The organism is Pseudoalteromonas aurantia 208, assembly GCF_014858725.1.
GTDB lineage: Bacteria > Pseudomonadota > Gammaproteobacteria > Enterobacterales > Alteromonadaceae > Pseudoalteromonas > Pseudoalteromonas aurantia.
This window is the reverse complement of the sequence record NZ_AQGV01000012.1, coordinates 2,566,235-2,589,228: the sequence shown is the minus strand read 5'-3', so window position 1 is coordinate 2,589,228 and position 22,994 is coordinate 2,566,235. Positions and strand designations below refer to the sequence as shown.

General features: G+C 41.3%; 18 protein-coding genes and 1 tRNA gene. 12 read left to right on the top strand and 7 right to left on the bottom strand.

Going from position 1 to position 22,994, the window contains the following annotated elements; all coding sequences use genetic code 11:
- From ftsY to PAUR_RS15075, 7 genes are all read left to right on the top strand, one after another.
- Positions 1-2,010: signal recognition particle-docking protein FtsY (gene ftsY, locus PAUR_RS15105; RefSeq protein WP_192508497.1), on the top strand; the 2,010-nt coding region annotated here is incomplete at its 5' end.
- A 74-nt stretch (positions 2,011-2,084) separates the two neighbouring features.
- The gene (ftsE, locus tag PAUR_RS15100; protein ID WP_192508496.1) at positions 2,085-2,762 is read left to right on the top strand and encodes a cell division ATP-binding protein FtsE; all 678 of its coding nucleotides are present in this window, start codon (positions 2,085-2,087) and stop codon (positions 2,760-2,762) included.
- Entirely contained in the window at positions 2,759-3,745 is a 987-nt protein-coding gene (gene ftsX, locus PAUR_RS15095; protein ID WP_192508495.1) for a permease-like cell division protein FtsX, read from the top strand. Before ftsE ends, ftsX begins: the two co-directional genes overlap by 4 nt.
- Before the next feature lie 266 nt (positions 3,746-4,011).
- On the top strand, positions 4,012-4,875 hold the full coding sequence (gene rpoH / locus PAUR_RS15090) for an RNA polymerase sigma factor RpoH (protein WP_192508494.1): 864 nt from the start codon (positions 4,012-4,014) through the stop codon (positions 4,873-4,875).
- Between the two features lie 177 nt (positions 4,876-5,052).
- Positions 5,053-5,760, top strand: coding sequence for a 1-acylglycerol-3-phosphate O-acyltransferase (locus PAUR_RS15085; protein ID WP_404821700.1), 708 nt, complete (start codon positions 5,053-5,055; stop codon positions 5,758-5,760).
- On the top strand, positions 5,738-6,073 hold the full coding sequence (gene rraB / locus PAUR_RS15080) for a ribonuclease E inhibitor RraB (protein WP_192508492.1): 336 nt from the start codon (positions 5,738-5,740) through the stop codon (positions 6,071-6,073). The genes PAUR_RS15085 and rraB overlap by 23 nt, the downstream gene beginning before the upstream one ends.
- 208 nt (positions 6,074-6,281) lie before the next feature.
- Positions 6,282-7,538: an HD-GYP domain-containing protein gene (locus PAUR_RS15075; RefSeq protein WP_192508491.1), complete on the top strand. Its 1,257-nt coding sequence runs from the start codon at positions 6,282-6,284 to the stop codon at positions 7,536-7,538.
- On the opposite strand, the gene PAUR_RS23620 is transcribed toward PAUR_RS15075, so the two are convergent.
- The gene (locus tag PAUR_RS23620) at positions 7,498-7,827 is read right to left on the bottom strand and encodes a hypothetical protein (protein ID WP_225738364.1); all 330 of its coding nucleotides are present in this window, start codon (positions 7,825-7,827) and stop codon (positions 7,498-7,500) included. The two genes, PAUR_RS15075 and PAUR_RS23620, sit on opposite strands and share 41 nt — an antisense overlap.
- Before the next feature lie 263 nt (positions 7,828-8,090).
- On the opposite strand from PAUR_RS23620, the gene PAUR_RS15070 reads away from it, so the two are divergent.
- Positions 8,091-9,356 (top strand): outer membrane protein transport protein, encoded by a 1,266-nt coding sequence (locus PAUR_RS15070; RefSeq protein WP_192508490.1) that lies wholly within the window; start codon positions 8,091-8,093, stop codon positions 9,354-9,356.
- An 86-nt stretch (positions 9,357-9,442) separates the two neighbouring features.
- Here the strand turns inward: PAUR_RS15070 and PAUR_RS15065 are convergent, their stop codons facing one another.
- The 3 genes from PAUR_RS15065 to pepA all read right to left on the bottom strand — a co-directional run bounded on the left by PAUR_RS15065 (position 9,443) and on the right by pepA (position 14,381).
- Entirely contained in the window at positions 9,443-12,289 is a 2,847-nt protein-coding gene (locus PAUR_RS15065) for a valine--tRNA ligase (RefSeq protein ID WP_192508489.1), read from the bottom strand.
- A 24-nt stretch (positions 12,290-12,313) separates the two neighbouring features.
- Entirely contained in the window at positions 12,314-12,760 is a 447-nt protein-coding gene (locus tag PAUR_RS15060; protein WP_192508488.1) for a DNA polymerase III subunit chi, read from the bottom strand.
- Between the two features lie 112 nt (positions 12,761-12,872).
- Complete coding sequence (gene pepA, locus PAUR_RS15055) at positions 12,873-14,381, bottom strand: leucyl aminopeptidase (RefSeq protein ID WP_192508487.1); 1,509 nt, start codon at positions 14,379-14,381, stop codon at positions 12,873-12,875.
- 196 nt (positions 14,382-14,577) lie between these two features.
- Here pepA and lptF point away from each other — a divergent pair, with 196 nt between their 5' ends.
- Both lptF and lptG read left to right on the top strand, forming a co-directional pair.
- The gene (gene lptF / locus PAUR_RS15050) at positions 14,578-15,690 is read left to right on the top strand and encodes an LPS export ABC transporter permease LptF (RefSeq protein WP_192508486.1); all 1,113 of its coding nucleotides are present in this window, start codon (positions 14,578-14,580) and stop codon (positions 15,688-15,690) included.
- Entirely contained in the window at positions 15,687-16,754 is a 1,068-nt protein-coding gene (gene lptG / locus PAUR_RS15045) for an LPS export ABC transporter permease LptG (protein WP_192508599.1), read from the top strand. The genes lptF and lptG overlap by 4 nt, the downstream gene beginning before the upstream one ends.
- Before the next feature lie 25 nt (positions 16,755-16,779).
- On the opposite strand, the gene PAUR_RS15040 is transcribed toward lptG, so the two are convergent.
- Positions 16,780-17,277: an RDD family protein gene (locus tag PAUR_RS15040; RefSeq protein WP_192508485.1), complete on the bottom strand. Its 498-nt coding sequence runs from the start codon at positions 17,275-17,277 to the stop codon at positions 16,780-16,782.
- 321 nt (positions 17,278-17,598) lie between these two features.
- Here PAUR_RS15040 and PAUR_RS15035 point away from each other — a divergent pair.
- Both PAUR_RS15035 and PAUR_RS15030 read left to right on the top strand, forming a co-directional pair.
- A tRNA-Leu gene (locus PAUR_RS15035) sits at positions 17,599-17,683 on the top strand.
- A gap of 244 nt (positions 17,684-17,927) precedes the next feature.
- Positions 17,928-19,751, top strand: a complete 1,824-nt coding sequence (locus tag PAUR_RS15030; RefSeq protein ID WP_192508484.1) for an ATP-binding protein — start codon at positions 17,928-17,930, stop codon at positions 19,749-19,751.
- A 113-nt stretch (positions 19,752-19,864) separates the two neighbouring features.
- On the opposite strand, the gene PAUR_RS15025 is transcribed toward PAUR_RS15030, so the two are convergent.
- Entirely contained in the window at positions 19,865-20,248 is a 384-nt protein-coding gene (locus tag PAUR_RS15025) for a hypothetical protein (protein ID WP_192508483.1), read from the bottom strand.
- Between the two features lie 143 nt (positions 20,249-20,391).
- Positions 20,392-22,938 carry an Ig-like domain-containing protein gene (locus tag PAUR_RS15020; RefSeq protein WP_192508482.1) on the bottom strand — a complete coding sequence of 849 codons (2,547 nt, stop codon included), beginning with the start codon at positions 22,936-22,938 and terminating at the stop codon, positions 20,392-20,394.
- Positions 22,939-22,994 lie beyond the last annotated feature (56 nt).

Here is a 22,994-nt window from a genome sequence, read left to right as displayed (position 1 = left end):
GAAGCGCAAAGAGTCGAAGCGCAAAGAGTCGAAGCGCAAAGAGCAGAAGCGCAAAGAGCAGAAGCGCAAAGAGCAGAAGCGCAAAGAGTCGAAGCTGAAAGACTCGAAGCTGAAAGACTCGAAGCTGAAAGAGTCGAAGCCGAAAGAGTCGAAGCTGAAAGAGTCGAAGCCGAAAGAGTCGAAGCTGAAAGAGTCGAAGCTGAAAGAGTCGAAGCTGAAAGAGTCGAAGCGCAAAGAGTCGAAGCTGAAAGAGTCGAAGCCGAAAGAGTCGAAGCTGAAAGAGTTGAAGCGCAAAGAGTCGAAGCGCAAAGAGTCGAAGCGCAAAGAGTCGAAGCGCAAAGAGTCGAAGCGCAAAGAGTCGAAGCGCAAAGAGTCGAAGCGCAAAGAGTCGAAGCGCAAAGAGTCGAAGCGCAAAGAGTCGAAGCGCAAAGAGTCGAAGCGCAAAGAGTCGAAGCGCAAAGAGTCGAAGCGCAAAGAGTCGAAGCGCAAAGAGTCGAAGCGCAAAGAGTCGAAGCGCAAAGAGTCGAAGCGCAAAGAGTCGAAGCGCAAAGAGTCGAAGCGCAAAGAGTCGAAGCGCAAAGAGTCGAAGCGCAAAGAGTCGAAGCGCAAAGAGTCGAAGCGCAAAGAGTCGAAGCGCAAAGAGTCGAAGCGCAAAGAGTCGAAGCGCAAAGAGTCGAAGCGCAAAGAGTCGAAGCGCAAAGAGTCGAAGCGCAAAGAGTCGAAGCGCAAAGAGTCGAAGCGCAAAGAGTCGAAGCGCAAAGAGTCGAAGCGCAAAGAGTCGAAGCGCAAAGAGTCGAAGCGCAAAGAGTCGAAGCGCAAAGAGTCGAAGCGCAAAGAGTCGAAGCGCAAAGAGTCGAAGCGCAAAGAGTCGAAGCGCAAAGAGTTGAAGCTGAAAGAGTTGAAGCTGAAAGAATTGAAGCTGAAAGACTCGAAGCGCAAAGAGCAGAAGCCGAAAGAGTCGAAGCGCAAAGAGTCGAAGCTGAAAGAGTCGAAGCTGAAAGAGTCGAAGCTGAAAGAGTCGAAGCTGAAAGAGTCGAAGCTGAAAGAGTCGAAGCTGAAAAAGCAGCAAATATAGAAAAGCCAAAAAAAGAAGGGTTTTTTGCTCGCTTGAAAAAAGGCCTCTTGAAAACCAAGGTAAATCTTGGATCAGGTATTGCGTCAATATTTAAAGGCAAGAAAATTGATGACGATTTATTTGAAGAGCTAGAGACACAGTTACTAACAGCTGACCTAGGGGTGGATACCACTATGAAGCTGATAGATAGTTTGACTGATGCAGCAGATCGAAAGCAGCTAAAAGATGGTGATGCTTTATATGAGCTGATGAAACAAGAAATGGCGGAAATGTTAAAAGAAGCAGAAAAGCCTCTTGATATCCCTAAAAATAAGAAACCGTTTGTTATATTAATGGTTGGTGTTAATGGTGTTGGTAAAACCACCACCATTGGTAAACTCGCTAAGCAATTTCAACAAGAAGGTAAGTCGGTGATGTTGGCCGCTGGTGATACGTTTAGAGCTGCGGCGGTAGAGCAATTACAAGTGTGGGGAGAGCGCAACGATATCCCTGTTATTGCACAGCACACAGGAGCCGATAGCGCTTCAGTGGTATTTGATGCTTTTCAAGCTGCACAAGCTCGTAATGTCGATGTATTAATAGCCGATACGGCAGGCCGTTTACAGAACAAAGATAACCTCATGCAAGAGCTTGAAAAAATAGCTCGAGTAATGAAAAAGTTAGATCCCGATGCACCACATGAAGTGATGCTAACAATTGACGCAGGAACGGGTCAAAACGCAATTAGTCAGGTTAATTTATTTAACCAAGCCGTCGGATTGACCGGGATTGCACTCACAAAATTAGACGGAACTGCAAAAGGGGGGGTTATTTTTGCAGTTGCAGACAAGTTTCAAGTGCCTATTCGTTACATTGGGGTTGGTGAAGGTATTGATGATTTGCGTACATTTAAAAGTGATGACTTTATTGATGCGCTATTTAGTCAAGAAGATTAAAAGATCTAGTGATCACGGGGAGCTTTTGCTCCCTTGTTTTGCTTTATAAAAACAATATAGAAAGCGAGCGAACCATGATTAAATTTGAGCAAGTCAGTAAAACCTACCCTGGTGGGCATCGCGCATTAGAAAAGGTGACATTTGAGCTAGCTCGCAATGAGCTGGCTTTTTTAACTGGCCACAGTGGAGCTGGCAAAAGTACATTACTCAAGTTGATAAGTGTTATGGAGCGACCTTCTGCAGGACATGTCTATATCAATGGGGTCGACTTAAATGTGATAAATAATCGGCAAATACCTTTTGTAAGGCGAGATATCGGCATCATCTTTCAAAATCATCGCCTGCTTGAGCGCTATAATGTATTTGACAATGTTGCTTTACCTTTGGTTATTGAAGGGATGCACCACAAACATATTGCAAAGCGTGTTCATGCCGCATTAGATAAAGTAGGTTTATTAGAAAAAATAAGGTGCCAGCCAAGTACTCTTTCCGGTGGTGAACAGCAACGAGTTGGTATTGCACGCGCGATTGTTAATTCCCCTCCACTTTTATTGGCTGATGAACCAACCGGAAATCTAGATCCAGAACTGTCTATGGAAATACTCCAGCTATTTGAAGATTTTAACCGTCACGGTACTGCTGTATTAATCGCAACACATGATTTGGGTTTAATTGCGAGAATGAAGTACCGTAGCTTAACGTTAGATCATGGGCGCTTGATGCAAGACCCTTTGGCACAGGAACGGTTATGAGTTTATTGTTCAAAAGTCGAGATAAGCAAAGTAATACACAAAAAAAATCTTGGTTATTAGAGATGTATTTTTTTGTATTAATGATTATTCGCCAAGGCGTGCATAGTTTAGGTGAAATGTGGCGTACGCCAATCGCTTCATTAATGACAATACTCGTTTTGGGTTTAAGTTTGACCTTGCCGGCGACCTTGTATGTGGTTGTAAAAAATGTGCAGCAGGTCAGCAGCGGCTTTAATGATGCTGCTGAAATTTCCTTATTTGTTAAAGAGTCAATGAATGAACAGCAAACGCAAACATTGGTTAAAAGGTTAGCACTATACCCAGAGATTGACAGTGTGAGTTATATCTCCAGCACACAAGCTTTAGAAGAGTTTAAGCGTGTATCTGGTTTTGGCCACGCGTTGGATTATTTAGAGAGTAATCCACTGCCTAACGTCGTGCTCGTAACACCCACTAGTCGCCACAGAAAGCCACAAGCTGCGCAAAAATTGTTGGATAAACTCGAAACAGAACGAGAAATCGAATTTGGCAAACTTGATATTGAGTGGCTTGAGCGACTCAATGCATTGCTGAGTTTGTTGAAAGAAAGTGTTTTTACTGTGGGTCTATTGTTACTGAGTGCAGTTATATTAATTATTGGTAATACTATCAGACTGTCAATTATGGATAAAAAGGAAGAGATCCAAGTATTAAAACTGGTGGGAGCGACGAATACGTTTATTCATACCCCATTTATTTGGACTGGCGTATGGTATGGTGTTATTGGAGGTTTGGTTGCCTTTATTTGTGTTGTACTAATGCTTTGGTGGTTAGAGTCCGCCGTAACGATGGTTGCAGGCGTATATCAAAGTAGCTATGTATTACAAGGGTTAGGAGGGCAAGAGTTACTGGTTTTACTGGGTTTAGCAATTACGTTGGGCTTTAGTGGTTCATTTATTGCCGTTGCTAAATATATTAAAGAAATAGAGCCTGACCGAGTTTAGAGTGCCATTAAAGCATGAATGGATAAAAGGTGGTTAGCGCTGTATTCGTCATTTAAAAGTCATAGTTTTGACTTATAGTGCATGAGAGGGCAAAGTTGCCCTGTTGTGAGTGTCTAGAAAATCTAATAATTTCAATGAGCTATATTTATATTTTTTTTAGGAAATAAAAAGCTTGCTTTTTAAATGAAAAACCTATTATATACACATTAGCACTCTCAAGGAGAGACTGCTAATTTGAACTAAGATACTTATCACCGAGGTGAAAAATGAGTAAAGATTTATACGCAATGGCATTAATGTCTGGACAGCAAAGTGCAAGCATGGAAGGTTACTTACAAACCGTAAGTACAATACCTATGTTAGATGCTGAGCAGGAAAAAGTGTTAGCAACTCGCCTTCAGCAAGAAGGGGATTTAGAAGCTGCAAAACATCTCATTGTGTCTCATTTACGATTCGTAGCGCATATTGCGAAAAGTTACTCGGGGTATGGCCTACCGCAGGCAGATCTCATTCAAGAAGGTAATATTGGCTTGATGAAAGCGGTAAAACGCTTTAACCCAGAAGTCGGGGTGCGTTTAGTCTCTTTTGCTGTGCACTGGATTAAGGCCGAAATACACGAATATGTGTTAAAGAACTGGCGTATTGTGAAAGTTGCAACAACAAAGGCGCAGCGTAAATTATTTTTCAATTTAAGAAAAAATAAAAAACGCCTAGGTTGGTTTAACCAAGATGAAGTGTCAACGGTTGCATCAGAGCTAGGTGTGAGTGAGAAAGAAGTTCGGGAAATGGAATCTCGTATGAGCGGTCAAGATATGGGATTTGATTTAACCAACGATGATAACGATGACGCTCCTGCTTCGAGCTTTTCTCCGGTACAGTATTTAACTGATTCTGCAAGTGATTTGGCGGAAGAAGTTGAGCAAGAACAGTGGAAAGAGCAGTCTCAAAATCGGTTGTTCTCAGCGCTTAAGACACTAGATGAACGCTCGCAAGACATTGTTAGCGCACGTTGGTTAGCGGATGAAAAGGCAACGCTGCAAGAGTTAGCTGAAAAATATAGTGTGTCTGCCGAGCGAGTTAGACAACTAGAAAAGTCTGCAATGAAAAAGCTACAAACCGCGATGAGCTGAGTATCAAGTTTGTAATAAACATAATGTATAAATACAGAAATGCCGCTTCCTAGCGGCATTTTGCTTTTATGTGCTTAGTAAAAATTTGAGCTTACAAGTGTTCGCTATTTTGATTATAATGCGTAGCAATATAAATGAGGAGCGCCTATTTTGTTAGTTTTATTGCGCATCATTGCGATGGCATTATTTATTATTTTAAGTGGTATTTTAGGGTTATTGATGTGTTTGGTGAGACCATTTCATCATAATAATGTTCATGTCATTGCTAGCTGGTTTGGGAAAATGTCATGTGTTATTGGTGTGAAGCTAGAAATAACACGTCATCCAGACAGTGAGCAAATAGGACCTGCTATATATGTTGCGAATCACCAAAATAACTATGATTTGTTTACATTGCCAGCAGCAGTACCGAGAAGTACAGTTAGTATGGGTAAAGAAAGTTTAAAGTGGATCCCATTTTTTGGCCAAATGTATTGGCTATCAGGCAATATTTTAATAAACCGAAGTAACCGTTCAAAGGCTATGGGGACTTTGGGTAAGTCAGCACAGAAGATTAAGCAACAAAGGCTTTCAGTGTGGATGTTTCCAGAAGGCACACGAAGCTATGGTCGTGGTCTACTGCCTTTTAAAACGGGCGCGTTTCATACTGCAATGAATGCAGATGTTCCTATTGTGCCAGTATGTATGAATACCACGCATAATTGTATTAAACTAAATCGCTGGGACAATGGTACAATATATATTGATATGTTAGCGCCGGTTTACCTTGATAAAGAAATCAGTGCTAGAGACCATGCTGGGGCAATTCAGGCATTAATGCAATCTAGAATTACCGAGCTTGATGCGAAAATGAGAGATAAAAATGGAAAATTGGCGCGAAATTAGCGAAGAAATTGTAGAGTCACTATTAGAGGATGGCTCATCAACCGATACTTTATATGAAGTTGAGCATCACTTTGTTTGCGAAGATTTTGATAAATTGGAAGCTGCTGCACTTGCTGCATTTAAGCTCGGCTATGACGTTGAAGAGCCTGCTGAATTAGAGTTAGAAGACGGTGGTAAGATTTGGGGCTTTGATGTTGTTGTGGAAGTTGAATTAGACGCCGATGTGATTATGGAAGATGTTGATAAATTGGCGGCGTTAGCGGTTGAACATAATATCGAATACGATGGTTGGGGAACGTACTTTCAAGAGTGATCAGTTTGAAGGCTAATTAAATACCAAAGAAAAGGAAGCGAGTGCTTCCTTTTTTTGTTTTAAATAGTGGTCACTGATGTTATGGGCTTGATTTTAATTTAGCAACTAAGCTAAGTAAAAATCATTAAATATGGTGTGAATGATAGACTTTTTATAGTAAAAAGTGCTATTAATCACTTTTACTATTCAATAGTGCATTAATCCTAATATGCGGGTAACGCTTCCAATTACAGAGCTTCTACCAGGTATGTTTGTTGACAGTGTCAATAAGCAGCGCAGTGATGCGGGTATTAAAATCAAATCACGTGGTATGGTTAGAGATCAAGCTATTATTGCGAAGCTATTGGCTGAAGGTGTTTTAGAGCTGAATATAGACTTTGCGCAAAGTGATATTGAGATCCCGGCGAAATACCAACCACAGCCGATAGAATCGTCCCCACCAGAGCCTATATCTAAACCACCAGAGCAGACTAAACTGGCTCAACCTTCGACAAAGAAAGTCAGTAAGGCGATAGCACCGCTAACATTAGAAAAAGAGTTTGAACGTGCAAGCCAGCATTTTGAAATGCATAACCGAAAAATTCAATCTTTATATGGTGATGTGACTGCGGGCGGGAAAGTCGACATTAGCTTGATAAGTGATGTAAGCAAAGAAATAGTTCAGTCTGTGTTGCGTAATAGCAATGCCATGGCAATATTAACTCGATTGAAAGATAAAGACGGTTATAACTGGCGTCATATGATCAATTGCACCATTTTAATTAGCGTGTTTGCAAAATACCTCGGGTTAAAAAATAGTGTTATTCAGCAGCTGGCGATGGGAGCGATGTTACATGATGTCGGTCATGCACGTTTACCACAAGGGCTAGTCAGTAAAGGTTCAAAACTTACCGAACTTGAGTATAAAGCGGTTAAAAAGCATGTGGTGCAATCGCTTGGGTTAATTAAAGGTGAAAAAGGGATCACACCGATTATGATGGATGTGATTATTAATCACCATGAACGTGTTGATGGCAGCGGTTATCCAAGAAGGCTTCGCGGAGATAAAGTGAGTAAAGCTGCGCGTATTATGGCCATTATTGACGTGTATGACGCGATGACATCTGATAGGCCTCATCAAATGAGTGAAGAGCCCGTTCATGCGCTTAGGTATCTATTAGCAAGTAAAGAACAGTTTGACGCAGAGCTTGTACAGCGATTCATCAAGTGTATGGGGGTTCACCCCGTCGGGACAATCGTTAAGCTGACAAATGAACGCTTGGCGTTAGTGTTAGAAGGTAATAAACAAGCACCAACCGCACCGAAAGTACGTGTTTTTTATAATACCAAACACATGCATCATATTACGGCAAAAGAATTGGATTTAAGTAATGCAGAACATGAGGTGAAAATTGTTGCGAGTGTGAGGCCTCTAGATTATCAAATTAATTTATCCCGCCTGTTAAAAGAGCATCTGTTGGTTTAGATTTACTGCAATGGCGTAGCTTCTGTTTGCGGGCTGACAATAAAGCGCCTGATAAGCAACTACTCATGAGAAGTAACCACACATAAGTCCCATCTTGCGTGTGAAAAGCAAAGCAGCAACATCCCAATGAAATAAGTGAAAATAATATCGAAGCTAACCAGTAATGATTGATTGGGTTATCACACTCACCAGCATGGTTACATGCACAATAGTTTGCCTTGCAAAAACTAAATACACTGGCGCCTGAAAATAATAGTGCCGCAACTACGAGTATTATCATTGTTATCATTATTTAGTTCTCCATACTGAATCAAGCCTGAGCAAGAGTATACAAAGTTAAGGTGATTCGTCAATACAAATAAGAATTAATATCAATTGTAGGTTTGGTTAGTAAGTCATCCGATCTGTTCCTATATTTCATTATTTGCTGTTAAGTTGTGCAATTGGAAGCTTAATTTCCGTTAGTTTGAAGATTTTTGTTTTGAATTTAGGTAGGGTGTAGCCGATTATTTAGATGTCGGTACATAACCGGGTTTACAGATGGGAATGAAAATGACGGGATTTAAGAAAACTTTATTAGCATCGAGTGTGATGCTGTTATCTGGGCAAACATTTGCTGCAGCGTTTCAGTTGGCGGAGCAAAGTGTATCGGGTCTTGGGCGTGCATATGCAGGTGAAGCTTCGGTGGCTGATGATGCGTCGGTCGTGGCACGTAATCCAGCATTGATGAGTCAGTTTAAAGGGTCAAAAGTGAGTGTGGCTGCAATGTACGTTAAACCTGATGTTAGCTTGTTAGGCACTTCGACTAATAATGGGTTGAGCCCATCTGTGCTTGATAGTGACAGCATTGCGCCAAGCGCGATCGTACCTGCCGCATTTTATACGACAGATCTAGGAAATGATTGGTATGTTGGTGTTGGCTCATACTCCCAGTTTGGGCTTGCGACCGAATTTGCAGCCGATTATGCACCTGGTCAGCTTGCTGGCGAAACCGAGATTGTTACGATTAACACCAAATTAAGCGTCGCTTATCAGCTTAATGATGCTCTGACAGTTGCATTGGGTTTAAACCATGTCTACGCAGATGCAAAAATTTTGCGTACCTTTGGTGCATCACCAACGGCGATACCTACTGCAACAGAGGCAGTTAATTTAGAAGGGGATGATCATGCGTATGGTTGGGATGTGGGTTTTAGTTATCAGTTAGACAAACACAATCGTTTTGGTGTGCATTATAGAAGTGAAACTGATGTGCGTTTTGAAGGAGAGTTTAGCAACCAGTTGCCAGCAGGTGCTCCGTTTTATGGTACGCAAGATCAGGCGCTGCCAGGCTTTGTTGAACTGACTTTACCCGCGATTGCTGAAGTGTCTGGTTCTCATCAAATTGATAAGCAAACGGCCTTACACTACAGTGTTGTATGGACTGGGTGGAGTAGTTTTAAAACCCTAGCGGCGCAAGTTGAGGGACGTGGCACCGTGTTTAGTAAAGATGAAAACTTCTCGAACTCACTGCGTTACGCTGTTGGTGGAGATTATCAATATAGCGAACATTTAAAGTTACGTGCCGGTATAGCTTATGATGAATCCCCTGCCGATCAGCATCATATGTCAATTTCTATTCCGGATACGGATAGAACCTGGTTTTCATTTGGTAGTGAATATCAATTAACAGCCAAGAGTAGTGTTGATATTGGGGTGAGTATACTACGGGGAAAAACACAGAACTTTGTAGAATCAGATAACCTAGGGCAACAGTGGGGTTTTGAATCAAAAGGGCACGCAACGGTCATAGGTGTTCAGTACAATATGCACTTTTAATTAGATTTTTTGTTAAAAAGAAAAGGGCAGTATTCACTGCCCTTTTTTATTGATGTTTATTAAATTGAGCGTGTTAGTCTCAGGTTTTATAAACTTTCAATTTTTGTTTTTTGCTCTAATAGTTTACTTTTAGCATCTGAAAATTCAGCGAGCTTTTCTTTCTCTTTCGCTAATACAGCTTCAGGTGCATTATTTACAAACTTCTCATTCGCCAGTTTCTTTTCCACTTGCGCTAGGCCTTTTTCGGCTTTTTCAAGCTGTTTTGCAATACGTGCAAGTTCCGCTTCAACATCGATAAGGCCAGCCATTGGGATTAATATCTCTAGGTTACCAACAAATGCAGTTGCACACGCAGGGGCATCATCTGTATTTTCAAGTACAGTAAACTCTTCAAGCTTCGCAAGCGCACTTAAGAATGCTTTGTTTTGCTCTAGGCGGCGTAAATCTTCAGCATCTACTTTGGCCAGTAGAACACTTAATGGTTTGTTTGGACTAATGTCCATTTCACCACGAATGTTACGAATAGCCAGAATAAACTGTTTCACCCACTCCAAATCAGACATTGCTTGCGCATCTACTTGGCTTGCGTCAAATTCAGGGAAGCTTTGTAGCATGATGGTATTTGCTTCAATACCGGCCAGTGGTGCAACACGTTTCCAGATAGTTTCTGTAATGTATGGCATGAGTGGGTGCATTAAGCGTAGTAAACCTTCCAAGACGGTGATCAGTGCATGGCGCGTACCACGTTGCTGTGCTTCATTCCCCTTAAATAAAACTGGTTTTGTGAGCTCTAAATACCAATCGCAGAATTGGTTCCACGTAAACTCATAAATGGTATTAGCTGCAAGGTCAAAACGGTAATTATCAAGGTGCTCAGTAAACGTTTGTACTGTATTTTGAAATTGACCCAAAATCCAGCGGTCGGCTAATGAATATTCTTTTTCACCACTACTAAAACCACAGTCTTGTTCTTCAGTGTTCATTAACACGTAGCGACTGGCATTCCATAACTTGTTACAGAAATTACGATAACCTTCTAAACGGTTCATATCCCAATTGATGTCACGGCCAGTCGATGCCATTGCCGCAAGGGTAAAGCGTAACGCATCAGTACCGTGTGGTTCGATACCATCAGCAAAGGTCTTACGGGTTGTTTTCTCAACTTTGGCAGCCACTTTTTCTTGCATTAAGTTGCTAGTACGTTTGGTTACAAGGCTTTCTAAGTCGATGCCATCGATCATATCGAGAGGGTCAAGTACATTCCCTTTAGATTTTGACATTTTATCGCCATTTTCATCGCGAATAAGGCCAGTGACATACACCGTTTTAAATGGGACTTGTGGTTTGCCATCGTCATCTTTAACAAAGTGCATAGTCATCATGATCATGCGGGCGACCCAGAAGAAAATAATATCAAAGCCAGTGACAAGTGTATCTGATGGATGGAATACTTTTAAATCATCCGTATTTTGTGGCCAGCCTTGGGTTGAGAACGTCCATAAGGCAGATGAGAACCACGTATCAAGTACGTCTTCATCTTGAGTTAGAGCGACGTCGTCAGCAATATTATTGTCACGGCGAACTTCTGCTTCATCACGACCAACAAACACATTACCTTCTGCATCGTACCAAGCTGGAATACGGTGTCCCCACCAAAGTTGTCGTGAAATGCACCAATCTTGTACGTCGTTCATCCAAGAGAAATACATATTCTCGTACTGTTTAGGGACAAATTGAATGTCACCATTTTTTACAGCATCTTTTGCCGGTTCAGCAAGGGGGGCTACGCGTACATACCATTGATCTGTAAGCAGAGGTTCAATCACAACCCCTGAACGGTCGCCGTAAGGGACCGTTAGGCTGTGGTCGTCAATTTTTTCAAGTAAGCCAGCTTCTTCAAACTCAGCAATAATCTGTTTACGAGCATCAAAGCGATCAAGACCTTGGAAACGCTCAGGAATTGGTGCATCTAGTTCAAGTTCTTTACCATCAAACGTATAGCCTTCACCTGCGGTTAATACGGCCGCATCTTTATTAAATACGTTGATCATAGGTAGTTGATGACGTTTACCGACTTCATTATCATTGAAATCATGAGCAGGTGTGATTTTTACACAACCAGTGCCTTTTTCCATATCAGCATGTTCGTCAGCAACAATGATAATGCGACGATTTACAATCGGAAGTAAAATTTCTTTTCCGATTAAGTTTTGGTAGCGTTCGTCATCTGGGTTAACTGCAACTCCGGTATCGCCAAGCATTGTTTCAGGACGGGTGGTTGCCACAACAATATAATCTTTCCCATCGTGTGTTTTAACACCATCAGCCAGTGGGTAACGTAAGTTCCACATATGACCTTGCTTGTCTTTGTTTTCAACTTCTAAATCAGAAATTGCAGTATGTAGTTTTGGATCCCAATTTACTAGGCGTTTACCACGGTAAATTAAATCTTCTTTATGCAAGCGAACGAAGACTTCTTTTACGGCTTCAGATAAGCCGTCATCCATCGTAAAACGCTCGCGCTCCCAATCAACTGAGGCGCCGAGACGACGAAGTTGTTTGGTGATTGTGCCACCTGATTGCTCTTTCCATTCCCAGATTTTGTTAATGAATTCGTCGCGCCCTAGGTCATGGCGCGTTTTCCCTTCTTCGGCTGCGAGTTTACGTTCAACAACCATTTGCGTTGCGATACCTGCGTGGTCTGTACCGACTTGCCATAAAGTATTATTGCCTTGCATACGCTTGTAACGCGTTAGGGTATCCATGATAGTGTCTTGGAATGCATGGCCCATATGCAGGCTACCCGTGACATTTGGAGGTGGGATCATAATTGAATATGCGTCACCCTTGCCAGATGGCTTAAAGTAGCCATTATCTTCCCAGTCTTGGTATAAAGACTGCTCTATATCTTGTGGATTATAGGTTTTATCCATTTCACAGAACCTTAATAAAATACTTTAGTTTTCAATTTCTTTGGTAGAAATATTGGCACCAAACTGACGTAAACTTTTAAATCGTTCACGAGCGGCTTGCTTGGCGGTTTGTTCAGCGGGTACAAAATCATACACCGTACTGAAGCGTCTAATAAAATTAGGTAGATGCGTCGCTAAATTGATCAATACCGCTCGTTTTCCTACGGGAGGTGTTTGACCTATTTCGACCGGAGCTCCGCCTTTTGGACCTTCACCTTGTAAATTGTGAGGCACAAAACTGTCGGGCTCAAAACACCACAAATGTTCATCAATAGCATGTGCATCATCAATCGAGTCGACATAAATAAATATGCGCTGCCCGGCACGGTACTGTTTGGCCGCCGTTCGAGCGGCTAGATCAAAATGAGCCGGGCATGTTGCTCCCAGCTCATTATCATGCTTTAACACATAAAACTGTGCATTGATGGTCATGGCGTTGGCTTAATCTTAGGCACTTGGTGATGTTTTTTATCATCAATTAGTGCGTTCAAAATAAAGCCGCATTTTGACACATAAAGCTTGCGCCATCAATCAAGCACAGAGGTTAATCCTGCTGTGCGTCACTCACTTCAATACGGTTTAGCAAGTATTGAGTCAACATTGGGACTGGGCGGCCTGTTGCCCCTTTATTCTTTCCACTTTTCCATGCTGTGCCAGCAATGTCTAAATGCGCCCAATTATACTTTTTAGTAAATTTAGATAAGAAACATGCTGCTGTGATGGTGCCGGCTGCACGACCTCCTAAATTAGTAAAATCAGCAAATGGGCTGTCAAGTTGGTCTTGATAATCATCCCATAATGGCAGTTGCCACGCTCTGTCGCCGCTTTGCTCGCCGGCCTTAAGTAAGTCGTGGGCAAGTGGGTTATGGCTTGATAATAAGCCTGTTGCATGCGCACCTAGGGCGACAATACAGGCACCGGTCAATGTGGCAACGTCGATCACAATTTCAGGCTCAAACTTTTCTACATATGTCAGCGCATCACACAGAACTAAACGCCCTTCGGCATCAGTATTGAGCACTTCAACGGTTTGTCCTGACATGGTGGTGAGTATATCGCCAGGACGATAAGCATTTGAGCTCGGCATGTTTTCACAGCCGGCAAGAATACCGATTACGTTTATCGGAAGTTGCATTTCTACCAGTGAGCGCATTAAACCGATAACGCCTGCGGCACCGCCCATATCGTATTTCATCTCATCCATCGCTTCGCCAGGCTTAAGTGAAATACCGCCTGAATCGAAGGTAAGGCCTTTACCAACAAATACTATTGGAGCTTGTTCTTTATTACCACCAGAGTAGTTGATGACTGACATAACTGATTCATTGACACTACCACGGCCAACAGCCAGATATGAATGCATACCTAACGCTTCCATTTCCTTTTCGCCAAGGAGCTCAACAGAGACATTGTCAAATTCTTCAAGTGCTTTTGCTTGCTCACCCAAATAGCGCGGATTACAGATATTTGGTGGCATGTTCGCGACGTCTTTACATAGTTTTGCACCAGAGGCAATCGCTAAACCATGTTCAATCGCGGTTTCGCCGATGGTGAGTTCTCGTCTAGTTGGCACATTGAATACAATTTTGCGTAACGGGCGACGTAAATCAGTCTTCTTACTTTTTAATTGGTTAAAAGTATATAGGCAGTCCTGTGTTGTCTCAACTGCTTGGCGTACTTTCCAATAGGTATCTCTGCCTTTGACATGTTGTTCAGTCAAAAAGCATACGGCTTCCATTGAGCCTGTGTCATTTAGAGTATTGATGGTTTTAGAGATAATTTGTTTATATTGCTTATCGTCTAATTCTCGCTCTTTTCCACAGCCGACTAATAGGACGCGCTCGCTGAGGACATTGGGTACATGATGTAATAATAATACTTGTCCCGGTTTACCTTCTAAATCACCACGGCGTAGTAAGTTTGAAATGTAGCCATCACTGATTTTATCCAGCTGCTCACCGATTGGAGATAAGCGGCGTGGTTCATATACGCCAACAACAATGCATGCACTGCGCTGCTTTTCGGGGCTACCACTTTTAACGCTAAATTCCATTACGACTCCTGAGTCTATTGTTATGTCTTTTTGAACTTTATATGTCTTCTGCAATCAATACCATAAAAGCAGTATTATCTCTCGTGCGTCGGTATAAAAATTACGTTTGATGACATATAATAAAGTGACTAAAATAACCAGTTTACTCAAAATTTCCTACTATTCCAGTGAAACAAGACGTTTATAGGGGCAGGCATTGCTAATATTTCGTTATTTAACTGCTGAGGTGCTGAAATCGCAAGTTGCGGTGTTCCTCACATTAATGACCATTTTTGTATCTCAAAAGTTTGTGAGAATTTTAGGGGATGCGTCAGAAGGGGGGTTACCCTCGCAAATGGTGGCTGCGTTTTTACTATTAAAATTACCACAATTGGCAGTGTATATTTTACCACTGAGTTTATTTCTTGGCATTATTTTAGCGTATAGCCGAGTGTATGCCGACAGTGAAATGACGGTGCTGCGGGCGTGTGGCGTCAGTGAGTGGTACGTTGTAAGGATTACGCTTATTTCAAGTGTGGTGTTTGCGTTATTTGCAGGTTCTGTGAGTTTATACTTGGCGCCATGGGCCAGTGAAAAAGAATATCAATTAAAAGAGCAAGCGGATGCTGAATCAGGCTTATCAGCATTGAGGGCTGGGCGTTTTCAGCAAACGGGTAATGAAAAAGCGGTTGTCTTTGTTCACAATATTATTGATCAAGGGCGGGAGTTGAATAAAGTTTTCGTTGCTCAAATGCCGGATAAAGACTCGAATCAAGCTGCACGAATAGTGTACGCTCAAAAAGGGCAAGTGATTGAGCAGGAATCTGGTGAACAGCAGTTGTTATTAGATCAAGGCAAACGCTATGAAACTGATGGTCTCAGTCAGGCGTTAAGTAAAACTGAATTTGCCAGTTACCAAGTGCAAATACGTGAACAAGAAATTGAACATCAACGCCGAAAATTGGAAGCGATTCCATCGTTAACATTGTTGGAAATGGGTACGCCAGCAGCATTGGCACAGTTTCAATTACGTTTATCGGTACCCATTTCAATTATATTGTTAACTTTAATGGCTGTGCCATTGAGTGTTGTAAACCCTCGCCAAGGCAAGTTCGCCAAATTAGTACCTGCAATTTGTTTATATTTAGGGTATTTCATACTATTAAATGCAGGTAAATTTCTGGTTGCTGAAGGGAAAATACCGGCTACGGTGGGCCTCTGGTGGATCCACTTAAGTGCACTATTTATAGGCACCTATTTAATTGTGAAAGGGCGTCCAATGGGAGTTTGGATTAGATCACTGTTTGCTAGTAAGGAGCAGACAGCATAATGAAAACTTTAGATTGGTATTTAGGGCGAAGCATATTACAGACTACCAGCTTTGCATTGCTGGTATTTGTTGGTATTAACACTTTAATTAAATATATAGAGCAATTGAGGTCGGTGGGTCGCGGCAGCTACGATATGACAACAGCATTACTGTACACACTATATAGTATGCCGTCAGATATTGTGGTTTTTTTCCCGATGGCTGCATTAATTGGTGGATTGATAGGGTTGGGCGCATTGGCATCGAGTAGTGAACTGGTAGTGATGCAAGCTGCCGGTATGTCACGATTGCAAATTATAGGGTCGGTAATGAAAACGGCTATTGTGTTGGCTTTATGCATGATGGCACTCGGTGAGTGGGGGGTTCCACAAGCAGAAAAGCAGGCCAAGCAGCTTAGAAATAATGCAATATACGGTGGTGAAGTATTTAATGCTCAAAAAGGCGTTTGGGCGAAAGATGGTAATAACTTTATTAGTATTGATAATATAGAGGCTTCTGGTGATCTTAAGAATGTAAGTATTTATCACTTTAATGACTCATTAGCACTGGAAAAAATAACACGCGTAGCACAAGCCTCCAGCGTACCTCAAGGTTGGCAATTTAATGGCATTGAAGAGGTGAGTATGGGGGAGTCTCAGATTCATACCGAGTATAAAGAATCTATGTTGTATACCTCAGAGTTAACATCTGAAAAATTAGACGTGGTATCTGTCGAGCCTGAATCATTATCGTTTAGTGGCTTATGGTCATATTTGTCTTACTTAAAACAAAATGAACAAGATACGAGTAGCTATGATTTAGCGCTTTGGCGCAAAATTATGCAGCCGCTTACTATAGCAGTGATGTTACTTGTGGCGTTATCGTTTATTTTTGGTCCATTACGTTCAGTGAGTATGGGAGCAAGAATTATTATGGGGGTTGTGACAGGGTTAATATTTCATTTGAGTAATGAAATATTTGGTCCAATCGTTATTGTTTATAATGTGCCGGCTATGCTTGGGGCAGCCATGCCTAGTATTATTTTTGTTTTAGTTGCTAGTTACTTATTACAACGAAAGCAGTAAAAAAGGCGCGAGGCGCCTTTTTTACTTAATCTAAGCTATTGTATACTTTTTTATTTTCTTCTTTACTTAAAAATATAACTTCAGTACCGCATAGGAAATCTTGTAATGCGCGCTTTTTCTTAAAGTCAATTAACACAAATAAGTTACCTAATCCTAATAGCGCTGTTAAGCTGCGTAACATTGCTGTTTTCCATGAAAGCAGATCTCCGTCCTGTGTTTGCACCTTTAGTCTCCATGCACGCATACCAATTGTTTGTCCACTTTTGGTCCAGAAGTAACTAAAAAACAATAGACTAACGAGTACGAGTAAGATTGCACGCAGGCTATAAAGTAGTGTTGAGTTTTGAATGAAGGCCGATACGTCTTCATGTTCTCCGAGTTGGAGTATGCCAGCCGAGATGAAGCTCTGTATAATGATTAAATAAACGATGGTCGTTAACATAGCAAATGCGATGACTACAAGGCCATCATACATTAACGACGCTAAACGACGACGAAGACCCGCTTTAGGGAAGTCTGACATGACAATACTCACAGTGTTATAGAGAAATAAAAACTAGTACTATTCTACACAAAGCGTTTACTAATGGCGAAGCCTATTGAAATTTGTAAACTGTTTATTGACTAGGTAAAAACAGGCGTAATAAGCATGTTCTTTCTGAGTGAATATTACACTATTTGTACATTTGTTAGTCTGTTGATATGAAATTGCAAAAAACAGCTTGCCGGGCTGAGTTATATTTGTATAATGCATGGCATAGAGACGAGGGCATACAAACAAAGCCTTAGCTCAAAGTGGTTTTTCTTTATTTTCTCTTGTTTTAGAAGATGAAAGAAAAATTATGCCAGTGTGATGGAATTGGTAGACATGACGGATTCAAAATCCGTTGCCTTCGGGCGTGGCGGTTCAAGTCCGCCCACTGGTACCACTTTTTATAGCCCGCTGATTTATCAGCGGGTTTTTTCTTGCCTGAAATTTGAAGTTTTTCACCAACTTCTAAAATTATCGCTTCTACAGTAATAATCATTATTAATCTAACACATTGACACCATGCGTCTTAATCCTCAAAGGTCAAATGATCTTTAAATTCACTTTTATCATAGTTTAGTATTTACGACACAGTCCCTTTTCTGAGCTAAACTTAGTGCAGTGATAGCAGCTAGGTGAATTGTGTGCAGTTAAGACATTCAGTGTTATTGTTTAAAGGGGCTGCGTTTATAAGTACTTTGGTTGTGTGTATTGTAAGTTGGTTTTTATACACAGAAGTAACGAATGGTATTAAACTTGAGAGAGCTCTTAGCGATTTTGAAGGTTCAATTAATCGCTTAATTGAACATCAAGAACGTTATGTGGTTGAAAGAGAAGTGCATTTGGCACAAGCCATAGCACCTTTATTTTTAAGTTATCAAGATCAATTTAATCACCTATTGACACTCATTCTTGACGAGCCCGAGCATGTGAATCAATTGAGTAAAATTGATGAAAAAATAAAAAAATTTCGCCATGTACTTGGTCTATTTGAACAGTCTCAAACTAAGCTCGGTTACAATGAAACTGAGGGGGTTTATGGGGAGTTTCGATACCATGCACATCGACTGCAATCTATTGCTACCCAAGAGTCGCTTCCTCAGTTGGAAATTTTAATTTTGGAATTAAGGCGTGCTGAGAAAGATTACTTACTGCGATTCAAACCACATTACCTAACGTTACATCAACAACACTTTGAGAGAGCTACAGAGTTGATAGAAGCATCATTTGCGAAACAAGCAGGGTTTTATTTACAGTATTTAGCGAAATATCAACACGGTTTTCTAGAATATGTTTCATTAATACAGCAACAAGGCTTAACCCATAAGCAGGGGCTAAGGGCCAAAATGTATGAAAATATTCAAGCAGTAAAAACCCATAGTAAGATTTTAAACGAAAGCTTATCTAAGATGCGCCATGATAATAAGCTATCTCTCGTTTTTAGTGCGCTTATAGGAATAATTTTAATCAGTATCGGATGTTTGATATTACTGAACTATCTCAATAATCGAGTCTCAAAACATATATTAAAAATCAACAAAGTATTACAACGGGTAACGAAAGATGAGGATTTTTCGCTAAGAGCAGATCTGTTTGGTGATGATGAAATTGCACAAATAGGTCACCAGTTAGATGGTTTGTTTGCCTTCATTGAAACACTACTATCTCGTTTAAGTGCGGCTCAGACTCGACTTATTGAGGAAGCTAAAATAGCAAGTTTGGGTAATATGGTTAGTGGCTTTGCCCATGAACTAAATACTCCATTGGGCATTGCAATTACAAGTCAATCCCACTTAAAGGAGCAAGTTCAAGTGATCAAAGCTGATTTAGAGTCAGGCCTATTACAAAAGCAGGCACTGACAAAGTTGATAACTGAAGCTGAATCGGCTTTATTTCTTCTAGAGAATAATCTATTAAGAACCGCTTCTTTAATCGATGATTTTAAAAAAGTCGCCGTACATCAACAATATGATAATCTCGACGAATTTAATTTGAAGACACTTGTAACAGGGGTGTTTGATTGTTATCAATCGGAGTTATTCCCAGAAGAGTATTCGGTTGAAGTCGAAATACCAGACAATTTGGTTTTGGATAGTTACCCAGCGACGTTTTGTCAAATTTTAAGTTATTGTATTAATAATAGTATTAGCCATGCCAAGGTGCCGAGTAGGCCGCTAACTATCCTTGTTTCAGCAATGGTAGTTAATGATTTTGTTCACGTGTATTTTAAAGATGATGGTAATGGTATTGATAAAGAGTTGATCTCAGTTATTTTTGAGCCATTTATTACCACTAAGCGACATGATGGAGGGACAGGGTTAGGGCTAAGTATTGTGTATAACCTAGTTACCCAAAAGCTAAAAGGAGAGGTGAAAATGCTAAGTCCAGATCACGGCGGCGCATGTTTACATATTATATTAGAAAATACCAAGTATCGTTACACAACGGATGAAGGTATTGCCAGCTGATCGTAAAATGGGTAATCTGGGCATTATTTATTCAGTGGTTAATTGATTGAGCAGGTTAGAAAAAATAGGTGGTTAGTGATCATGCCTATATTTTTGTGTCTACTTCATTTATTTTATGGTTTATTTCTAAGCGCTTCAATTGCGAGCCTGGCTGCTTTTGCGCAAAAAAAACCTTTAATAGGTAAATTCGTTCTTTCAATAAAACTTTCTAGCAAGTTCATTTGTACACTATGACTACACACAACCGCAATAAACAAACATCCATGCTCTAATGACCAGAGATATGAATCTCGAATAACCTTCATAACCTCCAAACAGCCTAGCGTTTCAGGATCAAGTTCTTCAATACGATACCATTGCTCATGTTGTGCGCTATTGACGGTTGTTTTCAGTTGTTCAAATGCTTCAGTTACGCCTTTCATATTAAAAGGGCCTGATACATTTAAGCACAGTATATCGTCTTGCCATGTATATTCTACAAAGCCGTGGATATGCATGATGCTACCTCATTACATTCGAGATTAATTTGATGTAGGGGTAAATAACACGACACCATGATTTGAGTCAAGACCCAGTTTGGTTGTGGCGTAAGACAGAGCGGGTATTTTTGTGTAGCTCTGTCTTAAGAGGTGTTAGTGTATTACTTTCCTTGATTTAAACTGGTTAATTTGTCCCCAATGGGTTTTGAGAAGTTATAACCGTCAAATTTGTCCCAGTTAATAGACCAAGTCATTACGCCGCCAAAGTTCGGGGCATTTTTAGCTGGTACAATGGTAGAGCAATTAATGCCTTTAACTAGGCAGTCTAATGCAGCAATAATGTTACCTATGGGGGCTTGTCCTGAGTTTGCAGATTGAGGACCAGATGGAAGACCAATCGCAACTTGGTCATCACGCAGTGGCGCAAAGCGTGTACCGTTGGCTAATTCAAACCCTTCAAGTAACATTTTAGCATGTGCAACCATCATATTAACGGAGCCTTCTGGTGCACTGCCAGGTTGATATGGATTTGGTAACCCGCCATTGTTGTACAGTTGTACATGAAGTAAATCCAATGTGTCGCGAAGTTCATTTATCAGTGGAATGTAAGCGCCCCATATACCGGTATATGCAACCATACCACCGTGAACATAGGGGTGCTCTGGTGCCATGGTAAGGACCATATCCCCGCCAATGTTTTGCTCAATTTCTTTTAATGCACGAGGTAACCTAGCTTGAATTTGCGTACCGTGCATGAGATTCGAACCACTTTCAAGATCAATGTCTAAGCCGTCAAATCCCCATTCATTGATAATCGCGGTAAGACTTGATACAAAGTTCACTTCATCACTGTCGGTATTTAATGTGATAGTACCTTCTGCACCTCCAAGGCTTAATACAAACACTTTTCCTTGTGCCTGAAGTGCTTGCATATCTTGTTTGAACTTCACAGGGTCAATTGCTGGGCAGTTAGAGTGAATGTCTTTTTCAAATAAGTTGAAATGAACCGTACCGTTTGAGTTACGATCATTGTCGGCAAATGCAATATCAATGATATCCCATGCAGGTGAGATTTGATCGAGTGGCAATGGACAGCCAGCTGGATTAACAAAGTTATGCCAGTAACCAATTAGCTTGTGCGTTTTAGCTATGGGCGTGTCAATCACTTTAACACTAATACCTTCACTAGTTGCTTGGTTTCCTAGATTATCTTGAGCAATGGCCGTAATGGTTTTATTACCTAAACTCGCTGGAGTGTATTGTGTAGAGTACGGAGCTGTGGTGTCAGTAGCGACCAAAACCCCATCTACCGCAAAGCGGACTTGTGTTACTTGTCCTACTAATGCAGATGCATCAGCGGTCAATTGCGTTGAACTACCTAAGGCTAGCTGGCTTCCTGCAACTGGGGAGGTAATTGAGCTGACGATTGGTTTGTCTGTTATGGTAACGACTTGAGAGTTCGTTGTTTGATTGCCTTCATCATCGGTCGCAGTCGCTTTAAGCTGGATGGCTCCCAATTGTTGAGGTACCCAATTAACCTGATATGGTGCTTGCGTTAAACTCGCGAGCAAACCATTACCAGCATAAATATCCACTTGACTGACTTGACCATCAGCATCAGATGCCGCCACTGCGATATCATAATTACGGCCTTTTAATAAGGTGCTGTTTGCCGCTGGTGAATTAAAGGTTATGATCGGTTTAATTGCACAAATACCTTGGTCTGTCCAAGCGTCAGTCCATGCTTGACCAACACCTGGTTCATAAGCCCATAGAGCGTCAGAGCTACACCAAGGCCCAATATCACAGCGATATTTGTTGTTATTGTGTGCTACCACATCGCCTGTACTATAATTGCCACTTGCTTGATAGTTTGGAATGTTTGCACATCCACCTGATCCTGGCTGTGATACCGAAATAGTGGCAATCGCAGATGCCGTGGCATTTTTATTATCTTTAACAATCGCTTTAATTTGTTGATTGCCTACGGTTGCATTCCAAAGTGTTTCATACGGCGCACTGTCATCTGTTGCAAGTAATGTATCATTGACCCAGAAAGTTACATTCGTTACTTGGCCATCGGAGTCGGCTGCGGAAGCTGCAATTTTCACTTGCTCACCTTGCCTATATTGTGCGTTATTGAGCGGTGCAGTTAATTCAATTGTCGGGCTGACATTGGGCATACCATCAGAGACTGTTAATGTTGCAGCTGTGCTGGTGGTATTTGCACCTACATTATCTGTGGCCACTGCGGTTACTTGATACTGTCCTGCTTGTGTCTGCCAGATAACTTGAAATGGCGCTTGTGTATCAATACCAGCTGATAGACCACTTACGAAAAACTCAACCTGTGTGACTGTACCATCAGGATCAGTTGCTTGCGCACTAAAAACAGCGCTGTCATTTATGGGTAAAGTTGAATCATCAGCGGGTGAGAGCAGGGTAACTTCTGGCGCTTGATTACCTCCACATGCCCCTAAATCTTGCCACACTGCATATGGGGTGGAATTGTCTGCTGGAGATTCAGCTTGTGTCCACCACTTGGCTTTATATGCGGTGTTATTTTGAGTGACAAAGTTGTCTGCGACATAGGTATTATTACTCGACCATGGTTCAATACCTTGGCAATCATAAGCAAATGAATAAAAGGGTAAGGAGCATAGCCCTATTACTGCACTATGTAGCACCTTGTTGGTGTTAAATTTCATCTTAATTTTCCTTTACAGTTGTGTTTTTTTTGCTCAAAAGCAAAGTTCAGCATATA